A 15,178-nucleotide genomic window follows, 5' to 3' on the forward strand; every position below is an offset into this window, starting at 1 on the left:
CACAAGCTTGACTACCGGGCGAGCACGGGCGCCAGGGCCTGGCCCGAATGGCTGCCCGAGGCCACCACCTGCTCCGGCGTACCGGCCACGACGACACGGCCGCCGGCGGTGCCGCCTTCGGGGCCCAGGTCGATCACCCAGTCGGCCTCGGCGATCACGTCGAGGTCGTGCTCAATGACGACGACCGAGTGGCCGCCGGCCACCAGCCGGTGCAGCACGCGGATCAGGCGTTCGACGTCGGCCATGTGCAGGCCCACGGTCGGCTCGTCCAGCACGTAGAGCGTGTGAGGCGCCTTCTGGCCGCGGCGGGTCACGTCGTCGCGCACCTTGACCAGTTCGCTGACGAGCTTGATCCGCTGTGCCTCGCCGCCCGAGAGCGTGGGGCTCGGCTGGCCCAGGGTCAGGTAGCCCAGGCCCACGTCCTGCAGCAGCTTCAGCGGATGCGCGATCGAGGGCATCGAGGCGAAGAACTCGACGGCCTCGTCCACCTCCATCTGCAGCACGTCGCCGATGCTCTTGCCGCGCCAGGTGACGCCCAGGGTTTCCGGGTTGAAGCGCGCGCCGTGGCACTGGTCGCAAGGCACCTTGACGTCGGGCAGGAAGCTCATTTCGATCGTCCGCATGCCCTGCCCCTCGCAGGCCGGGCAGCGACCCTCGCCGGTGTTGAAGCTGAAGCGGTTGGACGCGTAGCCGCGCGCCTTGGCCTCCAGCGTCTCGGCGAACAGCTTGCGGATCGCGTCCCAGAAGCCGATGTAGGTGGCCGGGCAGGAACGCGGCGTCTTGCCGATCGGCGTCTGGTCGACCTCCAGCACGCGGTCCACCTGCTCGTGGCCCTCGATGCCGGCGCAGCCGATCCAGCGCGAGGGCGCCTTGCGCAGCGGCACGGCCACCGCCATGTTCGCCAGCAGCACGTCGCGCGCCAGGGTGCTCTTGCCGGAGCCGGAAACGCCGGTGACGGCGACGAGCCGGTGCAGCGGCACGTCGATCGTCACGTGCTGCAGGTTGTGCAGAGTCGCGTCGCTGACGCGCAGCTTCGGCGCGTCGCGCAACATCTCGCGGCGCTCCTGCAGCGGGTGGACCAGCGGCTTGGCCAGGAAGCGGCCGGTAACCGATGCGGCCACGGCGGCAAGCTCGGCCGCCGTGCCCTGCGCGACCACCGCGCCACCGCGCTTGCCGGCGCCGGGACCGATGTCGATGATGTGGTCGGCACGGCGGATCGTGTCCTCGTCATGCTCGACGACGACCAGCGTGTTGCCCTTGTCGCCCAAGGTGCCGAGCGCCTTCAAGAGGATCTGGTTGTCGCGCGGATGCAGGCCGATCGTCGGCTCGTCCAGCACGTAGCAGACGCCCTGCAGATTGCTGCCCAGCTGCGCCGCCAGGCGGATGCGCTGCGCCTCGCCGCCGGACAGCGTGGGCGCCGCTCGGTCCAGCGTCAGGTAGCCGAGGCCCACTTCCTCGAGGAATTCAAGTCGGCCCTGGATCTCGGTGACGACGTCGCGGGCGATGTCGGCGTCGCGCCCGACGAGGTCCAGCGCGTCGACCCACTCGCGCGCCTGCTTGACGCTCCAGCCGGCTACGGTGCTGATCGCCTGCGCCTCGAAGGTCACGGCGCAGGCGGCGGGGTTCAGCCGCGCGCCGTGGCATGCGGGACAGGGCTGGTCCGCCAGGCCCTCGATCTCGGCCTCCTCGGCCGGGAAGCTCTGTTCGCGGCCCTTGTTGTCCTTCTCGGTGACGGAATCGTCCAACGCCTTGCGCTGCTCGCGGGTCAGCGCCAGGCCCGTGCCGACGCAGTGCGTGCACCAGCCGTGCTTGGAGTTGTACGAGAACATGCGCGGATCCAGCTCCGGGTAGCTGGTGCCGCAGGTCGGGCAGGCGCGCTTGGTCGAGAAGACCTTGGTGCTGCCGATGCCAGCGGTCGAGCGGCCGGCGCTGATGGCGGCCTGCAGCTCGTCCAGCGGCGACAGCAGGTGCAACACACCCTTGCCCAGGTCCAGGGCCTTGGCGAGCAGCTCGCGCAGCTCGGTCTCGTTCTCCGGCTGGATCATCAGGTCGCCGACCGGCAGCTCCAGCGTGTGCTCCTTGAAGCGGTCCAGCCGCGGCCAGGGCGTCGTCGGCAGGAACTCGCCATCCACGCGCAGGTGCGTGTGGCCGCGCGCCTTGGCCCACTTGGCGAGGTCGGTGTAGAGGCCCTTGCGGTTGACGACCAGCGGTGCGAGCAGGCCGACGTGCTTGCCGCGGTAGTCGCGCAGCAGCTGCGCGGCGATCGACTCGACGCTCTGCGGCCGCACCGGCGTGCCGTCGTTGACGCAGTGCTGCACGCCCAGCTTCACGTAGAGCAGGCGCAGGAAGTGCCAGACCTCGGTGGTCGTCGCCACCGTGCTCTTGCGGCCGCCGCGCGACAGGCGCTGCTCGATGGCCACCGTCGGCGGGATGCCCCACACCGCGTCGACCTCGGGCCGGCCCGCCGGCTGCACGATCGAACGCGCATACGCATTCAGCGATTCGAGATAGCGGCGCTGGCCCTCGTTGAACAGGATGTCGAAGGCCAGCGTGCTCTTGCCGGAGCCGGAGACGCCGGTGATCACGTTGAACTTGCCGCGCGGGATCGCCACGTCCACCGACTTCAGGTTGTGCTCGCGTGCATTGACGATGCGGATCGCGTCGTCGTTCGCCTTGCGTCTGGCGCGGACGATGCTCTGCAGCGGCCGGCCCTCCTCCACCGCCAGCGCCGGCCGGTCCATGTGCAGCGCGTACTCGCGCAGCGCCTGGGCGGTGTGCGATGTCGGGTGCTTCGTCACCTCCTCGGGCGTGCCCTGGCAGACCAGTTCGCCGCCGTCCTCGCCGCCCTCCGGGCCGAGGTCGACCAGCCAGTCGGCGGCGCGGATCACGTCGAGGTTGTGCTCGATCAGGATCAGCGAATGCCCGGCTGAGAGCAGCTTTCGCATCGCCCGCATCAGCTTGGCGATGTCGTCGAAGTGCAGGCCTGTGGTCGGCTCGTCGAACAGGAACAGCGTGCCCTTCTTCGCCAGCGCCTGGCGGGGCTTGGATGCCGCTTCGGCCAGGAAGCCGGCCAGCTTCAGACGCTGCGCCTCGCCGCCCGACAAGGTCGGCACCGGCTGGCCCAGCTTGATGTATTCGAGGCCCACGTCGACGATGGGCTGCAGTTTGGCGACGACCTCGCGGTCGTTGGCAAACAGAGCAACGGCTTCGCTAACGGTCAATTCAAGCGCATCCGAAACGCTGATCTCCCGCGTGCCGCGGTGCAGCTTCACATCCAGCATCTCGGCGCGGAAGCGCTTGCCGTCGCAGTCCGGGCAGCGTAGGTAGACGTCGCTGAGGAACTGCATCTCCACGTGCTCGAAGCCCGAGCCGCCGCAGGTCGGGCAGCGGCCGTCACCGGCGTTGAAGCTGAACATGCCGGCCGTGTAGCTGCGCTCCTTGGCCATCGGCGTGTCGGCGAAGAGCTTGCGGATCTCGTCCCAGGCGCCGACGTAGGACGCCGGGTTCGAGCGCGCCGTCTTGCCGATCGGCGACTGGTCGACGAAGACCGCGTCGGCCAGCCAGTCGGCGCCGAGCAGGCGGTCGTGCACGCCGGGCGCCTCGGTCTGCTGGCCGAAATGGCGGGCCAGCGCGGGGTAGAGCACGTCCTGCATCAAGGTGCTCTTGCCCGAGCCGGAGACGCCGGTGACGACGACCATGCGCTGCAGCGGGAACTCGACCGAGACGTTCTTCAGGTTGTTCGCGCGCACGCCTTCCAGGATCAGCTTGGGCGTGCTGCCGTCGACCAGGCGCTTGAGCCCCATGCCCACGTGCTTGCGCGCGCCGAGGTAGGCGCCGGTCAAGGTGTCCGCCGCGCGGATCGACTCGGGCGTGCCGTCGAACACGATGGCGCCGCCCTTCTCGCCCGGGCCCGGGCCCATGTCGATCAGCCGGTCAGCGGCCAGCATCACGGCCGGATCGTGCTCGACGACGACCAGCGTGTTTCCGGCATCGCGCAGGCGGTGCATGGCCTGGACGATGCGGCCCATGTCGCGCGGGTGCAGGCCGATGCTGGGCTCGTCCAGCACGAACAGGGTGTTCACCAGCGAGGTGCCCAGCGCCGTCGTCAAGTTGATCCGCTGCACCTCGCCACCGCTGAGCGTGCGGCTCTGCCGGTCGAGCGTCAGGTAGCCGATGCCGACGTCGCAGAGGTACTTCAGCCGGTTGCGGATCTCGTCAAGCAGCAGCTTCAGCGCCTCGTCCAGCATCGTGCTGGGCAGCTGCAGCTCGTCCGCGAAGCGCCGCAGGCGGTGGATCGGCAGCTGCATCATGTCGTGCAAGCAGAGGCCGGGCAGCGCTTCGAGCTGATCGCGGCTCCAGCTCACGCCGGCGGGCATCACGCGCAATTCAGGCGGCAGGACCGAGTCGGCCAGCGCCTTGGAGCCGACGCGCCACAGCAGCGCCTCGGTCTTCAGCCGCGCGCCGTTGCAGGTCGGGCAGGTCGTGTAGCTGCGGTACTTGGACAGCAAGACGCGGATGTGCATCTTGTAGGCCTTGCTCTCCAGGTACTCGAAGAAACGCTTGACCCCGTACCACTGCTTGTTCCAGCTGCCGGTCCAGTTGGGCGAGCCGTTGATGACCCAGTCGCGCTGGGCCTGCGAGAGCTGACTCCAGGCGGTGTCGCGCGGAATGCCGGCGTCGCCTGCGTAGCGCAGCAGGTCGTCGAAGCTGTCCTTCCAGGCAGGCGTGGACAGGGTCTTGATCGCGCCGCCGCGCAAGGTCTTCTTCTCGTCGGGGATCACCAGACCCAGGTCCACGCCGATCACGCGGCCGAAGCCACGACAGGTGTCGCAGGCGCCCATGGCCGAGTTGAACGAGAACAGCGGCGGCTGCGGATCGGCATAGCGGATGTCGCTGTCCGGGCAGTGCAGGCCGGTGGAATAACGCCAGATCTCGGCGGCCTCACCCTCGGCGGGCACCACATGGACGGTGAGCCGCCCGCCGCCGCGCTTCAGGCTCAGCTCGATGGCCTCCATCGCGCGCTGCTTGTCGGCACCCTGCAGGCGGAAGCGGTCGGCCACGACGTCGAGCAGCTTGCGGCCGTTCGCCTCGCGCTCGGCCTGCACGCGGGTGAAGCCGCTGGCCGAGAGCCATTGCTCGACCTGCTCGGCACTCGTGTTCGCCGGCAGCTCGACCGGGAAGGTCAGCACCAGGCGCGGATCCTCCGCCTTCGTGCGCTCCATCAGCTCGGCGTAGATCGATTGCGCGCTGTCGTGACGCACCGGCTGTGCGGTCTGCCGGTCGAACAACTCGGCCGCGCGGGCGAACAGCAGCTTCAGGTGGTCGTTCAGTTCCGTCATCGTGCCGACCGTGGAGCGCGAGGTGCGCACCGGGTTGGTCTGGTCGATCGCGATCGCGGGCGGCACGCCGTCGACCTTGTCCACGGCCGGGCGGTCCATGCGGTCCAGGAACTGGCGCGCGTAGGCCGAGAAGGTCTCGACATAACGCCGTTGTCCCTCGGCATAGAGGGTGTCGAACACGAGGCTGGACTTGCCGGAACCGCTGGGGCCGGTGACCACCGTCAGCTCACCGGTATGGATGTCGAGATCCAGATTCTTCAGGTTGTGTTGACGGGCGCCGCGGATGCGGATGAGACCTTCGTTGGACGACGACATGCTGACTGCCTGCTGCAGAAACGGGACCGGACATTCTAGGAAGACCGGGGGCCAAGACTTGTCAGCAGGGAGGAGGTCCGAAAAAGGAGAAAATCGGGCGGATCGATGGGGCGAACGCGGCGCTTCGGGCCGACAGGCGGTCGTTGCGCGGGGTCCCGCCAGAGGCAACAATGCTCCGCATTCGAGCCGATCAACGGTATCGGGCCCGGCAATTGCCGGTAGTGCATACAGGGAGGCCGAAGTGCGCCGTCAGTGCGCACATACGCCTGGGACGCAACAGCGGCTGGTCCGCAGGCGAGGAAACGGATGGAACAAATCGTGGCCAACAGCGAAACAAGTCCGGCGCCGGCAATGAAACCTGCGGCGCAGGCGAAACCGGTGGTACTGCTCGTTGAGGACAACCACATCAACCAGGTTGTCGCCCTGGAATTCCTCGGCCTGATGGGCGTGCAGGCCCGGCTGGCCAAGAATGGCCTGGAGGCACTGGCCGCCTGCGCCGAATCGGTGCCGGACCTGGTGCTGATGGACATCCAGATGCCCGGCATGGACGGCCTCGAATGCACGCGCCGCCTGCGCGAGCAGCAGCGCGCCGGCACCCTGGCCCATTTCCCGATCCTGGCGCTGACCGCGCATGCGCTGGACAGCGACGTGGCCGCCAGCATGGCCGCCGGCATGGACGAGCACCTGACCAAGCCGCTCGATTTCTCGGCGCTGCGCACGCGGCTGGGCCGCTGGCTGACGCTGCCGTCGAGCTGATCAGGCCCAGGCGAGCAGCCAGGCCACGGCTCGGGGCCGCCATGCCAGCAGAAAGGCCGCCGCGCAGGACGCGGCCGAGATCGACATGATCCAGACCAGCACGGCCATCGACGCGTGGTCGGCGCGGCAGCAGAGCAACAGCGCGAACAACCAGGCCGCCGCGCCCAGCCCCCGCAACAAGGCGACCTGACGCGGGCTTGCCGCCGCATCACGGCCGCGCAGTTGCTGCCAGTGCGCGTCCAGCGAGGCCGCCAGCCAGATGGCACCGGCCAGGCTCGCCAGCAGCGCCGCCAAAATCATCAGGGACTCATGACGCATGGGCCTGCCCCGCGTTGGTGGCGCGCACATGCGCCTCGGCCACCGGCCGGCGTTGCCTAAGCCGGCGTGCCACGCCAGCGGCCAGCAGGCCGACGGCCAGCAGGGCCAGGTCGACGCTGGCGACGGGCCAATAGCGCTCGACGAAGAGCGTCTTGAGCAGATGGTCGCCCGTCGTGATCCCATTCAGCACCACGGCCGCGAAGGCCAGCGCCGCGACGGCGCAGCATTGCTCGAACCAGGCTGGTGAAGGCAGCCCCTGCCGCATCGGCCGGCTGCGCCAGGCGGCATGGGCGAAGCACAGCAGCCACGCGGTCCAGAACGTGCGCTTCTCCCAGTCGCCGCGCAGCGGCAGGTCTTCCGGCAGGAGCCGGTTCGCCACCAGGATCGCCAGCGCGGCGACCAGCATGCCGGTCACCGTCGTGACGGCCATCGCATCGGCCCAGCGCGCACCGGCGTGGCCCTGCGCCGCATGCTTGCGCTTGCGCTTCTCGACGAAGAACAGGAAGCCGGTGGCGATGCAGGCGCAGCCGGCCAGGCCGCCGAACAGGTAGAACCAGCGCAGCGCCCAGTGCTCGAACTGCTGCAGGTGCAGGCCCGTCAGGAACTCGTTGATCTTGGCCACCGCCGAGGGTTGCGGCTCCTCGTACAACACCCGGCCGGTCGTGCCCTCGAAGTGGATGGCCTGGCCCAGCAGCGCGACGCGGTCACTGCCGCCGCGGTAGATGCTCACGTAGCTGTTCCGGTCGCCGGGGTGGCTGATGTAGAGGTAGCCGACCTCGCCGGCCATGTCGTGCGCGGCCCAGCGGCGCTTCGCTTCGCTGACCATCGCGTCGACCGACGCCATCGGCGCCGGCACGCCCGCGGCCGTGTAGGGCAGGTGCTTCTCCTGCGCCTCAGCCATGGCGGCGGCGGTGGCCTGCGGCTTCAGCATCGATTCGGACACCGGCAGGTACATGGCGGCGAAGATCGTCAGGCCGGTCAGCGCGAAGAAGAAATGGAACGGCAGCGCGACGACGCCGGTCAGGTTGTGCAGGTCCAGCGTGCTGCGCTGGATGTGCTTCTTCGGCCGGAAGGTGAAGAACTCGCGGAACAGGTGCCGATGGATGACGACGCCGGACACCAGCGCCGCCAGCATCACCAGCGCCGCGAGGCCGACGATCCAGTAGCCGAGGTTCTTCCACGTGATGTGCAGGCCGATGTGCATCGGGTAGAAGAACTCGCTGCCGATCTTGAGCTGGTCGTCGCGCAGCAGCCGGCCGTTGCGCGGGTCGACGGTGACGTGGCCGTGGACATGGTCCTCCGGGTCGTCCGGATTGCCGGGCACGGCGTACTCGGCATAGAGGCCGACGACCGGGTCGCGGTGCGTCGTGTAGGCGCTCCAGTTGAGCGGCTTCAGGGTCTCGGGCAGCGGCGTCTTCACGCGCCCGCGTGCGGCTTCGAGCTCGTCGGCCTCAGGCGTCATGCGCGCGAAGATCGGCGCCAGCATGCGGTCGTAGGACGGCAGGGGCTGGGCGGCAAAGCGGGTGTCGGGAATCGCCCAGCGGTCGAATTCGCGGTCGAACACCGACAGCGAGCCGAAGAAGAAGATGACGATCAGCAAGTAGCCCAGCACCAGGCCGAACCAGGTGTGCAGCCAGCTCATCGCCAGGCGGAAGCTCGGGAACATGCGCAGGCCTCCCGAGTTCAGGCCGCTGCCGGGCCGGCCAGCCAACTGCCCACGGCGGTCATCAAGGCACCGCCGCCGATCAGCACCAGCCAGACGCGCCAGGCGCTGGCAGCGGCAAAGGTCCAGCAGAAGGCCACCAGGTAGACCAGGAAAGCCAGCAGGTACATCGCCGTCTGCGCGTCTTCATAAGGCACGCCGCCGCGCAGCAGCGCGCCGATGCCCAGCATGACCAGGCCCCAGACGAAGACCCAGCCGCCGACGAGGCTGGCGGCGATGCGAGAGGCAATCTGGAGCGGGCGGGGAATGGCGGTCATGGAGGTGGCGGTGATGCGATCAATTCGCATTATCACAACGTTTTGCCAAAACACAGAATAAGAATCGATCTCATTTGAGATAGAGTCGCATCCGCATTTGCCCTGATTACCCCCACGGATAAAGACAATGAAGCACCACTTCCTGATGACGGCCTGCGCGCTGGCGGCCTCGATCACGATCGGCGACATCGCCCAGGCCCAGGACACGACGAGCACCACGCTGGACTCGGTCGTCGTCACCGGCAAGCGCGCGAACCGCGTCTCCAAGGGTGCGACCGGGCTGACGATGGACGTCAAGGACACGCCGCAGTCGATCTCCAGCATCGACAAGGACGACATGACCAACTTCGGCCTGACCGGCAGCAATGAAGCGCTGTCGCTGGCCACCGGCATCAACGTCGAACAGTACGAGACCAACCGCGCCACCTTCGAATCGCGCGGCTTCGAGATCCAGCTGACGCAGATCGACGGCCTGGGCATGACCAATTCCTGGGGCACAGTCGTCGGCCGCGAGGACACCTTCCTGTTCGATCGCATCGAGGTGATCCGCGGCGCCAACGGCCTGCTGACCGGCGTGGGCAACGCCTCCGGCACGATCAACTACATCCGCAAACGCCCGACGAACACCGACGGCGGCGAGGTCGGCGTCAGCTTCGGCTCCTGGGGCGAGAAGCGCGCGCAGCTGGACTACAACAAGGTGCTGACCGAAGACGGCAGCTGGGCCGGCCGCCTCGTGGTGGCCAGCGAGGACAAGAACTCCTACATCCGCGACCTGCGTGATCGTCGCACCTCGATCTACGGCGTGGTCGACGGCCAGATCGGCAGCAACGGCGTGCTGACGGTGGGCCTCACCGCCGTCGACGCGCGCGAGAACTCGCCGATGTGGGGCTCGCTCACGCTGATGCGCGAGGACGGCCAGACCGAGTTCCCGGTCAGCTCGTCCACCTCGCAGAACTGGACCTACTGGAACGACAAGACCTACAACGCCTTCGTCGAATACACCCACCGCCTGAGCGAGGACTGGGAAGCCAAGGCGACCTACAACTTCCGCCACGGCAACGAGGCGACGAAGCTGTTCTACGCGTACACGGACTTCGCCACGCCGCCCAAGCCGCTGAACCTGGACAACACCGGCCTGTCCGGCTGGCCCTACCGCAGCATCGGCAGCACCGACGACCAGGTGTTCGACATCAACCTCAGCGGCCAGTTCGATGCCTTCGGCCGCAAGCACCGCCTGCTGGTGGGCCTGAGCCAGTCACGCGAGAAGACCGCGGTGGACGACTACGACGCCAGCGCCTCTATCGGCGGCGCGCTGCCGGCCTTCCCCTACGGCGGCGACGTCTACGCCGAACCGGAATGGGGTCCGCGCCAGCCCAGCACCCGCGGCTCGCAACGGCTGACCCGCTTCTACGCCGCGACCCACCTGACCCTCACCGATTCGCTGAAGGCCGTGGTCGGCGTGAACGCGGTCAAGCTGCAGCGCGAGGGGTCGTCGATCTACGGCGGTGCCGCCACCAACACCGACTACCCGGACACGAAGAAGACCAGCCCCTACTTCGGCCTCACCTACGACTTCACACCGGACGTGCTGGGCTACATCTCCTATTCGGACATCTTCCAGAACCAGGACCAGACCGACATCAAGGGCGCCTACCTGGCACCGGCCAAGGGCGTCAACACCGAGGCTGGCGTCAAGGCCGAATGGCTGGGCAAGACGCTGCTGACCACGGCTGCCGTCTTCAGCGCCGAGCAGCAGGGCCTGGCCACGCTGGCCGGCACGATCAACGTCCCGGCCAGCTCGCTGAACGGCCAGAGCTACTACGTGGGCAAGGACGTGCGCTCCAAGGGCATCGAGCTGGAAGCCACCGGACGCATCGGCCGCGACACGAAACTGACGGTCGGCTACACCCATCTGCAGCTGACCGGCCCGGACGGCAAGGACATCTACGAATGGGTGGCGCGCAACACCTTCAACTTCATGGCCGACACCCGGCTGGCGGCGCTGCCGGCGCTGCGCCTGGGACTGAGCGGCCGCTGGCAGTCGGAGGTGAGCCACGAAGGCACCGCCACGCAGCCGGCCTACCTGCTGGCGAACGCCTTCGCGTCCTATGAGCTGAACAAGGCCACCACGCTGCGCTTCAACGTCGACAACCTGACCGACAAGAAGTACATCCGCGGCCTGGCCTATGGCGCGCTCTACGGCGCACCGCGCAGCTACGGCATCTCGCTCGACTACAAGCTCTGAGCCCGCGAGAGATCAGCCCGCCTCGGCGACCCGGAACACCTTCACCATCTCGCCGAGCATCGCCGCCTGCTGCTTCAGTGACTCGGCGGCGGCGGCGGTCTGCTCGACCAGCGCGGCGTTCTGCTGGGTCATGCTGTCGAGGTTGGCCACCGCCTGATTGACCTGGGCGATGCCGTCGGACTGGCCGACGCTGGCCTCGCTGATCTCGTTCACCGTGCTGCTGACACGCTGCACCGCGCTGAGGATCTGCGTCATCGACTCGCCGCCGCGGCCGACCTGTTGCGAACCGGCATCGACCCGCTCCACCGATTCGCTGATCAGCGCCTTGATCTCGCGCGCCGCCTGGGCCGAGCGCTGCGCCAGGCTGCGCACCTCGGCCGCCACCACGGCGAAGCCGCGGCCCTGCTCGCCGGCGCGGGCCGCCTCCACGGCTGCGTTCAAGGCCAGGATATTGGTCTGGAAGGCGACGCCATCGATCACCGCGGTGATGTCCGAGATCTTGCGGCTCGATGCCGAGATGCCGTCCATCGTCGCGACCACTTCGCTCATCACCGCGGCACCGGCGCGCGCCTGGCCGGCGGCCGTGTCGGCGAGCGCGTTGGTCTGCTGCGCCGCCTCGGACGAATGGCGCACCTGCGCCACCAGTTCCTGCATCGACGCCGATGTCTGCTGCAGATTGGCAGCCGTCTGCTCGGTGCGGGCCGACAGGTCCTGGCTACCCAGGGCCACCTCGCCGGAGGCCACGCCGATCGATTCGGTCGCCTCGCGGATGCCGCGCACCAGCTCGGCCAGCCGCCGCTGCATCGCCTGCACCTCGGTCAGCACCAGGCCGATCTCGTCGGCGCTGCCGGCGTCGATCCGGCCGCGCAGGTCGCCGCTGGCCACCGCGTGCACTGCCTCGCGCATCGTGCCCAGGCGCTGCCGCAGGCCGCGCACGAAGACCTCGACCCCGACCAGCGCGGCGATGCCGGCCACCACCACAAGCACCAGGGTCAGTTGCGCATCGCGGTGCGCCACCGCGGCGACGTCGTCCACGTAGACGCCCGAGCCGATCACCCAGCCCCAGGGCTGGAAGCCCAGGACGAAGGAGCGCTTGGGCACCGGCTCGCTGGCGCCCGGCTTGGGCCAGAGGTAGTCCACGTAGCCGCTGCCGTTGGCCTTCACCGCCTGCACCATCTCGACGAACAGCGCCTTGCCGTTCGGGTCCTTGTTGCCGCTCAGGTCTTGGCCGGCCATCTCGGGCTTGATCGGGTGCATCACCATCACCGGGCGCATGTCGTTGATCCACACGTACTCGGTGCCCGAATAGCGGATCTTGCCGATGGCGGCGGCGGCCTGCTTCTTCGCCTCGTCCTCGCTGATCGCACCGGACTTGGCCTTGGCGAGAAAGTCCCGCGCGATGGCCTCGGCGCCCTTGACCTGGTCCACGGTCGTCTGCATCCGCACGCTCATCAGGCTGTCGGAGGCGCGTAGGCTCAGCAGCACGATCACCGCGACGAAGCCCAGCAGAACCAGGCCCACGGCCAGGCGCAGACGCGTGGCCAGCATCATCTTCGACGTCGACATCGGTCTCTCCTCCGTTGTGATCGCACACTAGCACCCGCGTAGAAGCCCGGCAATGCGGGTCGTGCCGCATCGTGATAATCCCGGCCCATGAACGACAAGCCCAACGCCAACCTTTTCTGCGCGCTGCGCGCCGCCTTTCCCGCCGACCTGGATGCCGTCGCCATCGAATGCGCGGACGGGCCCGAGGGACTGCGCTACAGCTGGCGCGACCTGGAGCGCGGCACCGCGATGATGGCCAACCTGCTCGGCTCGCTGGAGTTGTCACCGGGCTCGCGCATCGCCGTGCAGACAGAGAAGAGCGTCGAAGCGCTGATGCTTTATCTCGCCGTGCTGCGCGCGGGCTTCGTCTACCTGCCGCTGAACACCGCCTACCAGGCGAGCGAGCTGGAGTACTTCATCGGCAATGCCGAGCCTGCCGTCGTCGTCTGCGCGGGCCGCTGCTTCGGCTGGGTCAGCAAGATCGCCTTCCTGGCCGGCGTGCAGAACGTCTTCACGCTCAACGAGGACCGCAGCGGCACCTTGCTGGACCGCGCCGCGGCGATGAGCGACCAACACGAGCCGGCCCGCAAGAACGCCAACGAGCTAGCCGCCATCCTCTACACCAGTGGCACGACCGGCCGCAGCAAGGGCGCGATGCTGACGCACGGCAACCTGCTCAGCAACGCGCAGACGCTGAAGGCCTACTGGGACTGGCAGCCCGGCGACGTGCTGATCCACGCGCTGCCGATCTTCCATGTGCATGGCCTCTTCGTCGCCTCGCACGGTGCGCTGCTGAACGGCAGTCGGATGATCTGGTTCGCCAAGTTCGACCCACGCGCCGTGATAGCGCGCCTGCCCGACGCCACGATGTTCATGGGCGTGCCCACGCTCTACGTGCGCATGCTGGCCGAGGGTGCGCTCGACCGGAACGCCTGCCGCGGCATGCGCCTCTTCGTCAGCGGCTCGGCACCGCTGCTGATCGAGACCTTCCGCGACTGGCAGCAGCGCACCGGCCACACGATCCTGGAGCGCTACGGCATGAGCGAGACCGTGATGCTGACCTCCAATCCCTGCCGCCCCGAGGATGGCGATCGCATCGGGGGCACCGTCGGCTTCGCGCTGCCCGACGTCAGCGTGCGGGTCCATGGCGACGGAGGCCGGGCCTGCGCCGCCGACGAGATCGGCAACATCGAGGTGCGCGGCCCCAACGTCTTCGCCGGCTACTGGCGCATGCCCGAGAAGACCGCCGAGGAGTTCACCACCGACGGCTGGTTCAAGACCGGCGACGTCGGCCGCCGCGATGCGCGCGGCTACTTCACGATCGTCGGCCGCAGCAAGGACCTGATCATCACCGGCGGCTACAACGTCTACCCCGCGGAGGTGGAGGCCTACGTCAACGACATGGCCGGCGTGGCGGAGAGCGCCGTGATCGGCGTGCCGCATCCGGACTTCGGCGAAGCCGTCGTCGCCGTGATCGTGCCCAAGCCCGGAGCGCAGCTCGACGCCGCCGCGATCACTACCGCGCTGAAAGCCGGCATCGCCAACTTCAAGGTACCCAAGAAGGTATTCATCGCGGCCGAGCTGCCGCGCAACACGATGGGCAAGGTGCAGAAGAAGCTGCTGCGGGAGCAGCACCAGCGCCTGTTCGCCTGAGGCCGTTCAACGCCTGACCGTCGGCGCCGCCTGCTCGGTGCCCCTGAAGTCGTTCGCCCAATCTTTAGTAACCTATCAAATTTAAATTGACAGGTTACCAATGAAGAAATAACCTCTATCTCGTTCTTTGGGAGGTTATCTCCCGCATCAACCCAGGAGTGAGCATGAGCGCAACGACGAACAAGCGAGTGGATGTCGACGGCATCGAGGTCTTCTATCGGGAGGCGGGTCCGGCGGACGCGCCGGTGCTGCTGCTGTTGCACGGCTTCCCGAGCTCGAGCCATATGTTCCGGGACCTGATCCCGAAGCTGGCCGACAAGTACCGCGTGGTCGCGCCCGATCTGCCGGGCTTCGGCCAGTCCGCGATGCCGGCGCGGGAGAGCTTCGGCTACACCTTCGACCGGCTGGCCGAGGTGATTGGCCGCTTCACCGAAGTGCTGGGCCTGGCACGTTTCGCGGTGTACGTGTTCGACTACGGCTCGCCGGTGGGCCTGCGCCTGGCGACCCGGTTTCCGGAACGGGTCACCGCCATCGTTTCGCAGAACGGCAATGCCTACATCGAAGGCCTGAGCGAGGGCTGGGGGCCGATGCAGAAGTACTGGCGCGATCCCAGCGACGAGAACCGCGCCGGCGTGCGCCCGTTCCTCGCACCGGAGACGACGAAGTGGCAGTACACGCACGGCGTGGCGGACGCCTCGGCGGTGTCACCGGATGGTTACTCGCTGGACAACTTCTACCTGGCCCGCGAAGGCGCCGACGAGGTGCAGCTGGACCTGATGTTCGACTACGCCAGCAACATCGAGCTATACCCGAAGTTCCACGAATACTTCAGGAAGCACCAGCCGCCGCTGCTGGCCGTGTGGGGGCGTAACGATCCCTTCTTCCTGCCGGCCGGCGCGGAGGCGTTCAAGCGGGACATCGGCAACGCGGACGTGCGCTTCTTCGACACAGGCCACTTCGCGCTGGAGACGCATGCGGACGAGATCGCCGCGGCAATGCGCGAATTCCTCGCCAAGGTTCTTTGATC

The 15,178-nt window shown here is 68.1% G+C and carries 9 protein-coding genes; 4 read left to right on the forward strand and 5 right to left on the reverse strand.

What is annotated here, in order from left to right; genetic code table 11:
- Positions 1-11: 11 nt before the first annotated feature.
- Positions 12-5,654, reverse strand: coding sequence for an excinuclease ABC subunit UvrA (uvrA, locus tag SNE35_RS05835; protein ID WP_320421924.1), 5,643 nt, complete (start codon positions 5,652-5,654; stop codon positions 12-14).
- A gap of 318 nt (positions 5,655-5,972) precedes the next feature.
- Here uvrA and SNE35_RS05840 point away from each other — a divergent pair, with 318 nt between their 5' ends.
- Positions 5,973-6,410, forward strand: a complete 438-nt coding sequence (locus tag SNE35_RS05840; RefSeq protein ID WP_320421925.1) for a response regulator — start codon at positions 5,973-5,975, stop codon at positions 6,408-6,410.
- Here SNE35_RS05840 and SNE35_RS05845 read toward each other — a convergent pair whose 3' ends face one another.
- Genes SNE35_RS05845 through SNE35_RS05855 form a run of 3 tightly spaced genes read right to left on the reverse strand, consistent with a single transcriptional unit; the run spans position 6,411 to position 8,708 of the window.
- Complete coding sequence (locus SNE35_RS05845; protein ID WP_320421926.1) at positions 6,411-6,710, reverse strand: DUF3325 family protein; 300 nt, start codon at positions 6,708-6,710, stop codon at positions 6,411-6,413. It abuts the gene before it with no gap.
- A 7-nt stretch (positions 6,711-6,717) separates the two neighbouring features.
- Positions 6,718-8,394: a PepSY-associated TM helix domain-containing protein gene (locus SNE35_RS05850; RefSeq protein ID WP_320421927.1), complete on the reverse strand. Its 1,677-nt coding sequence runs from the start codon at positions 8,392-8,394 to the stop codon at positions 6,718-6,720.
- 17 nt (positions 8,395-8,411) lie between these two features.
- Positions 8,412-8,708: an iron uptake protein gene (locus SNE35_RS05855; RefSeq protein ID WP_320421928.1), complete on the reverse strand. Its 297-nt coding sequence runs from the start codon at positions 8,706-8,708 to the stop codon at positions 8,412-8,414.
- Positions 8,709-8,835: 127 nt separating this feature from the next.
- Between SNE35_RS05855 and SNE35_RS05860 the strand changes: the two genes are divergently transcribed.
- Positions 8,836-10,953, forward strand: coding sequence for a TonB-dependent siderophore receptor (locus SNE35_RS05860; RefSeq protein ID WP_320421929.1), 2,118 nt, complete (start codon positions 8,836-8,838; stop codon positions 10,951-10,953).
- Between the two features lie 12 nt (positions 10,954-10,965).
- On the opposite strand, the gene SNE35_RS05865 is transcribed toward SNE35_RS05860, so the two are convergent.
- Positions 10,966-12,519: a methyl-accepting chemotaxis protein gene (locus tag SNE35_RS05865; protein WP_320421930.1), complete on the reverse strand. Its 1,554-nt coding sequence runs from the start codon at positions 12,517-12,519 to the stop codon at positions 10,966-10,968.
- 87 nt (positions 12,520-12,606) lie between these two features.
- On the opposite strand from SNE35_RS05865, the gene SNE35_RS05870 reads away from it, so the two are divergent.
- Entirely contained in the window at positions 12,607-14,151 is a 1,545-nt protein-coding gene (locus tag SNE35_RS05870; RefSeq protein ID WP_320421931.1) for a malonate--CoA ligase, read from the forward strand.
- A gap of 164 nt (positions 14,152-14,315) precedes the next feature.
- Positions 14,316-15,176, forward strand: coding sequence for an alpha/beta fold hydrolase (locus tag SNE35_RS05875; protein ID WP_320421932.1), 861 nt, complete (start codon positions 14,316-14,318; stop codon positions 15,174-15,176).
- The last annotated feature ends 2 nt before the right edge of the window (positions 15,177-15,178 follow it).

The sequence above is a fragment of the Roseateles agri genome, from assembly GCF_034043675.1.
In the GTDB taxonomy this organism is placed as follows: domain Bacteria; phylum Pseudomonadota; class Gammaproteobacteria; order Burkholderiales; family Burkholderiaceae_C; genus KK5.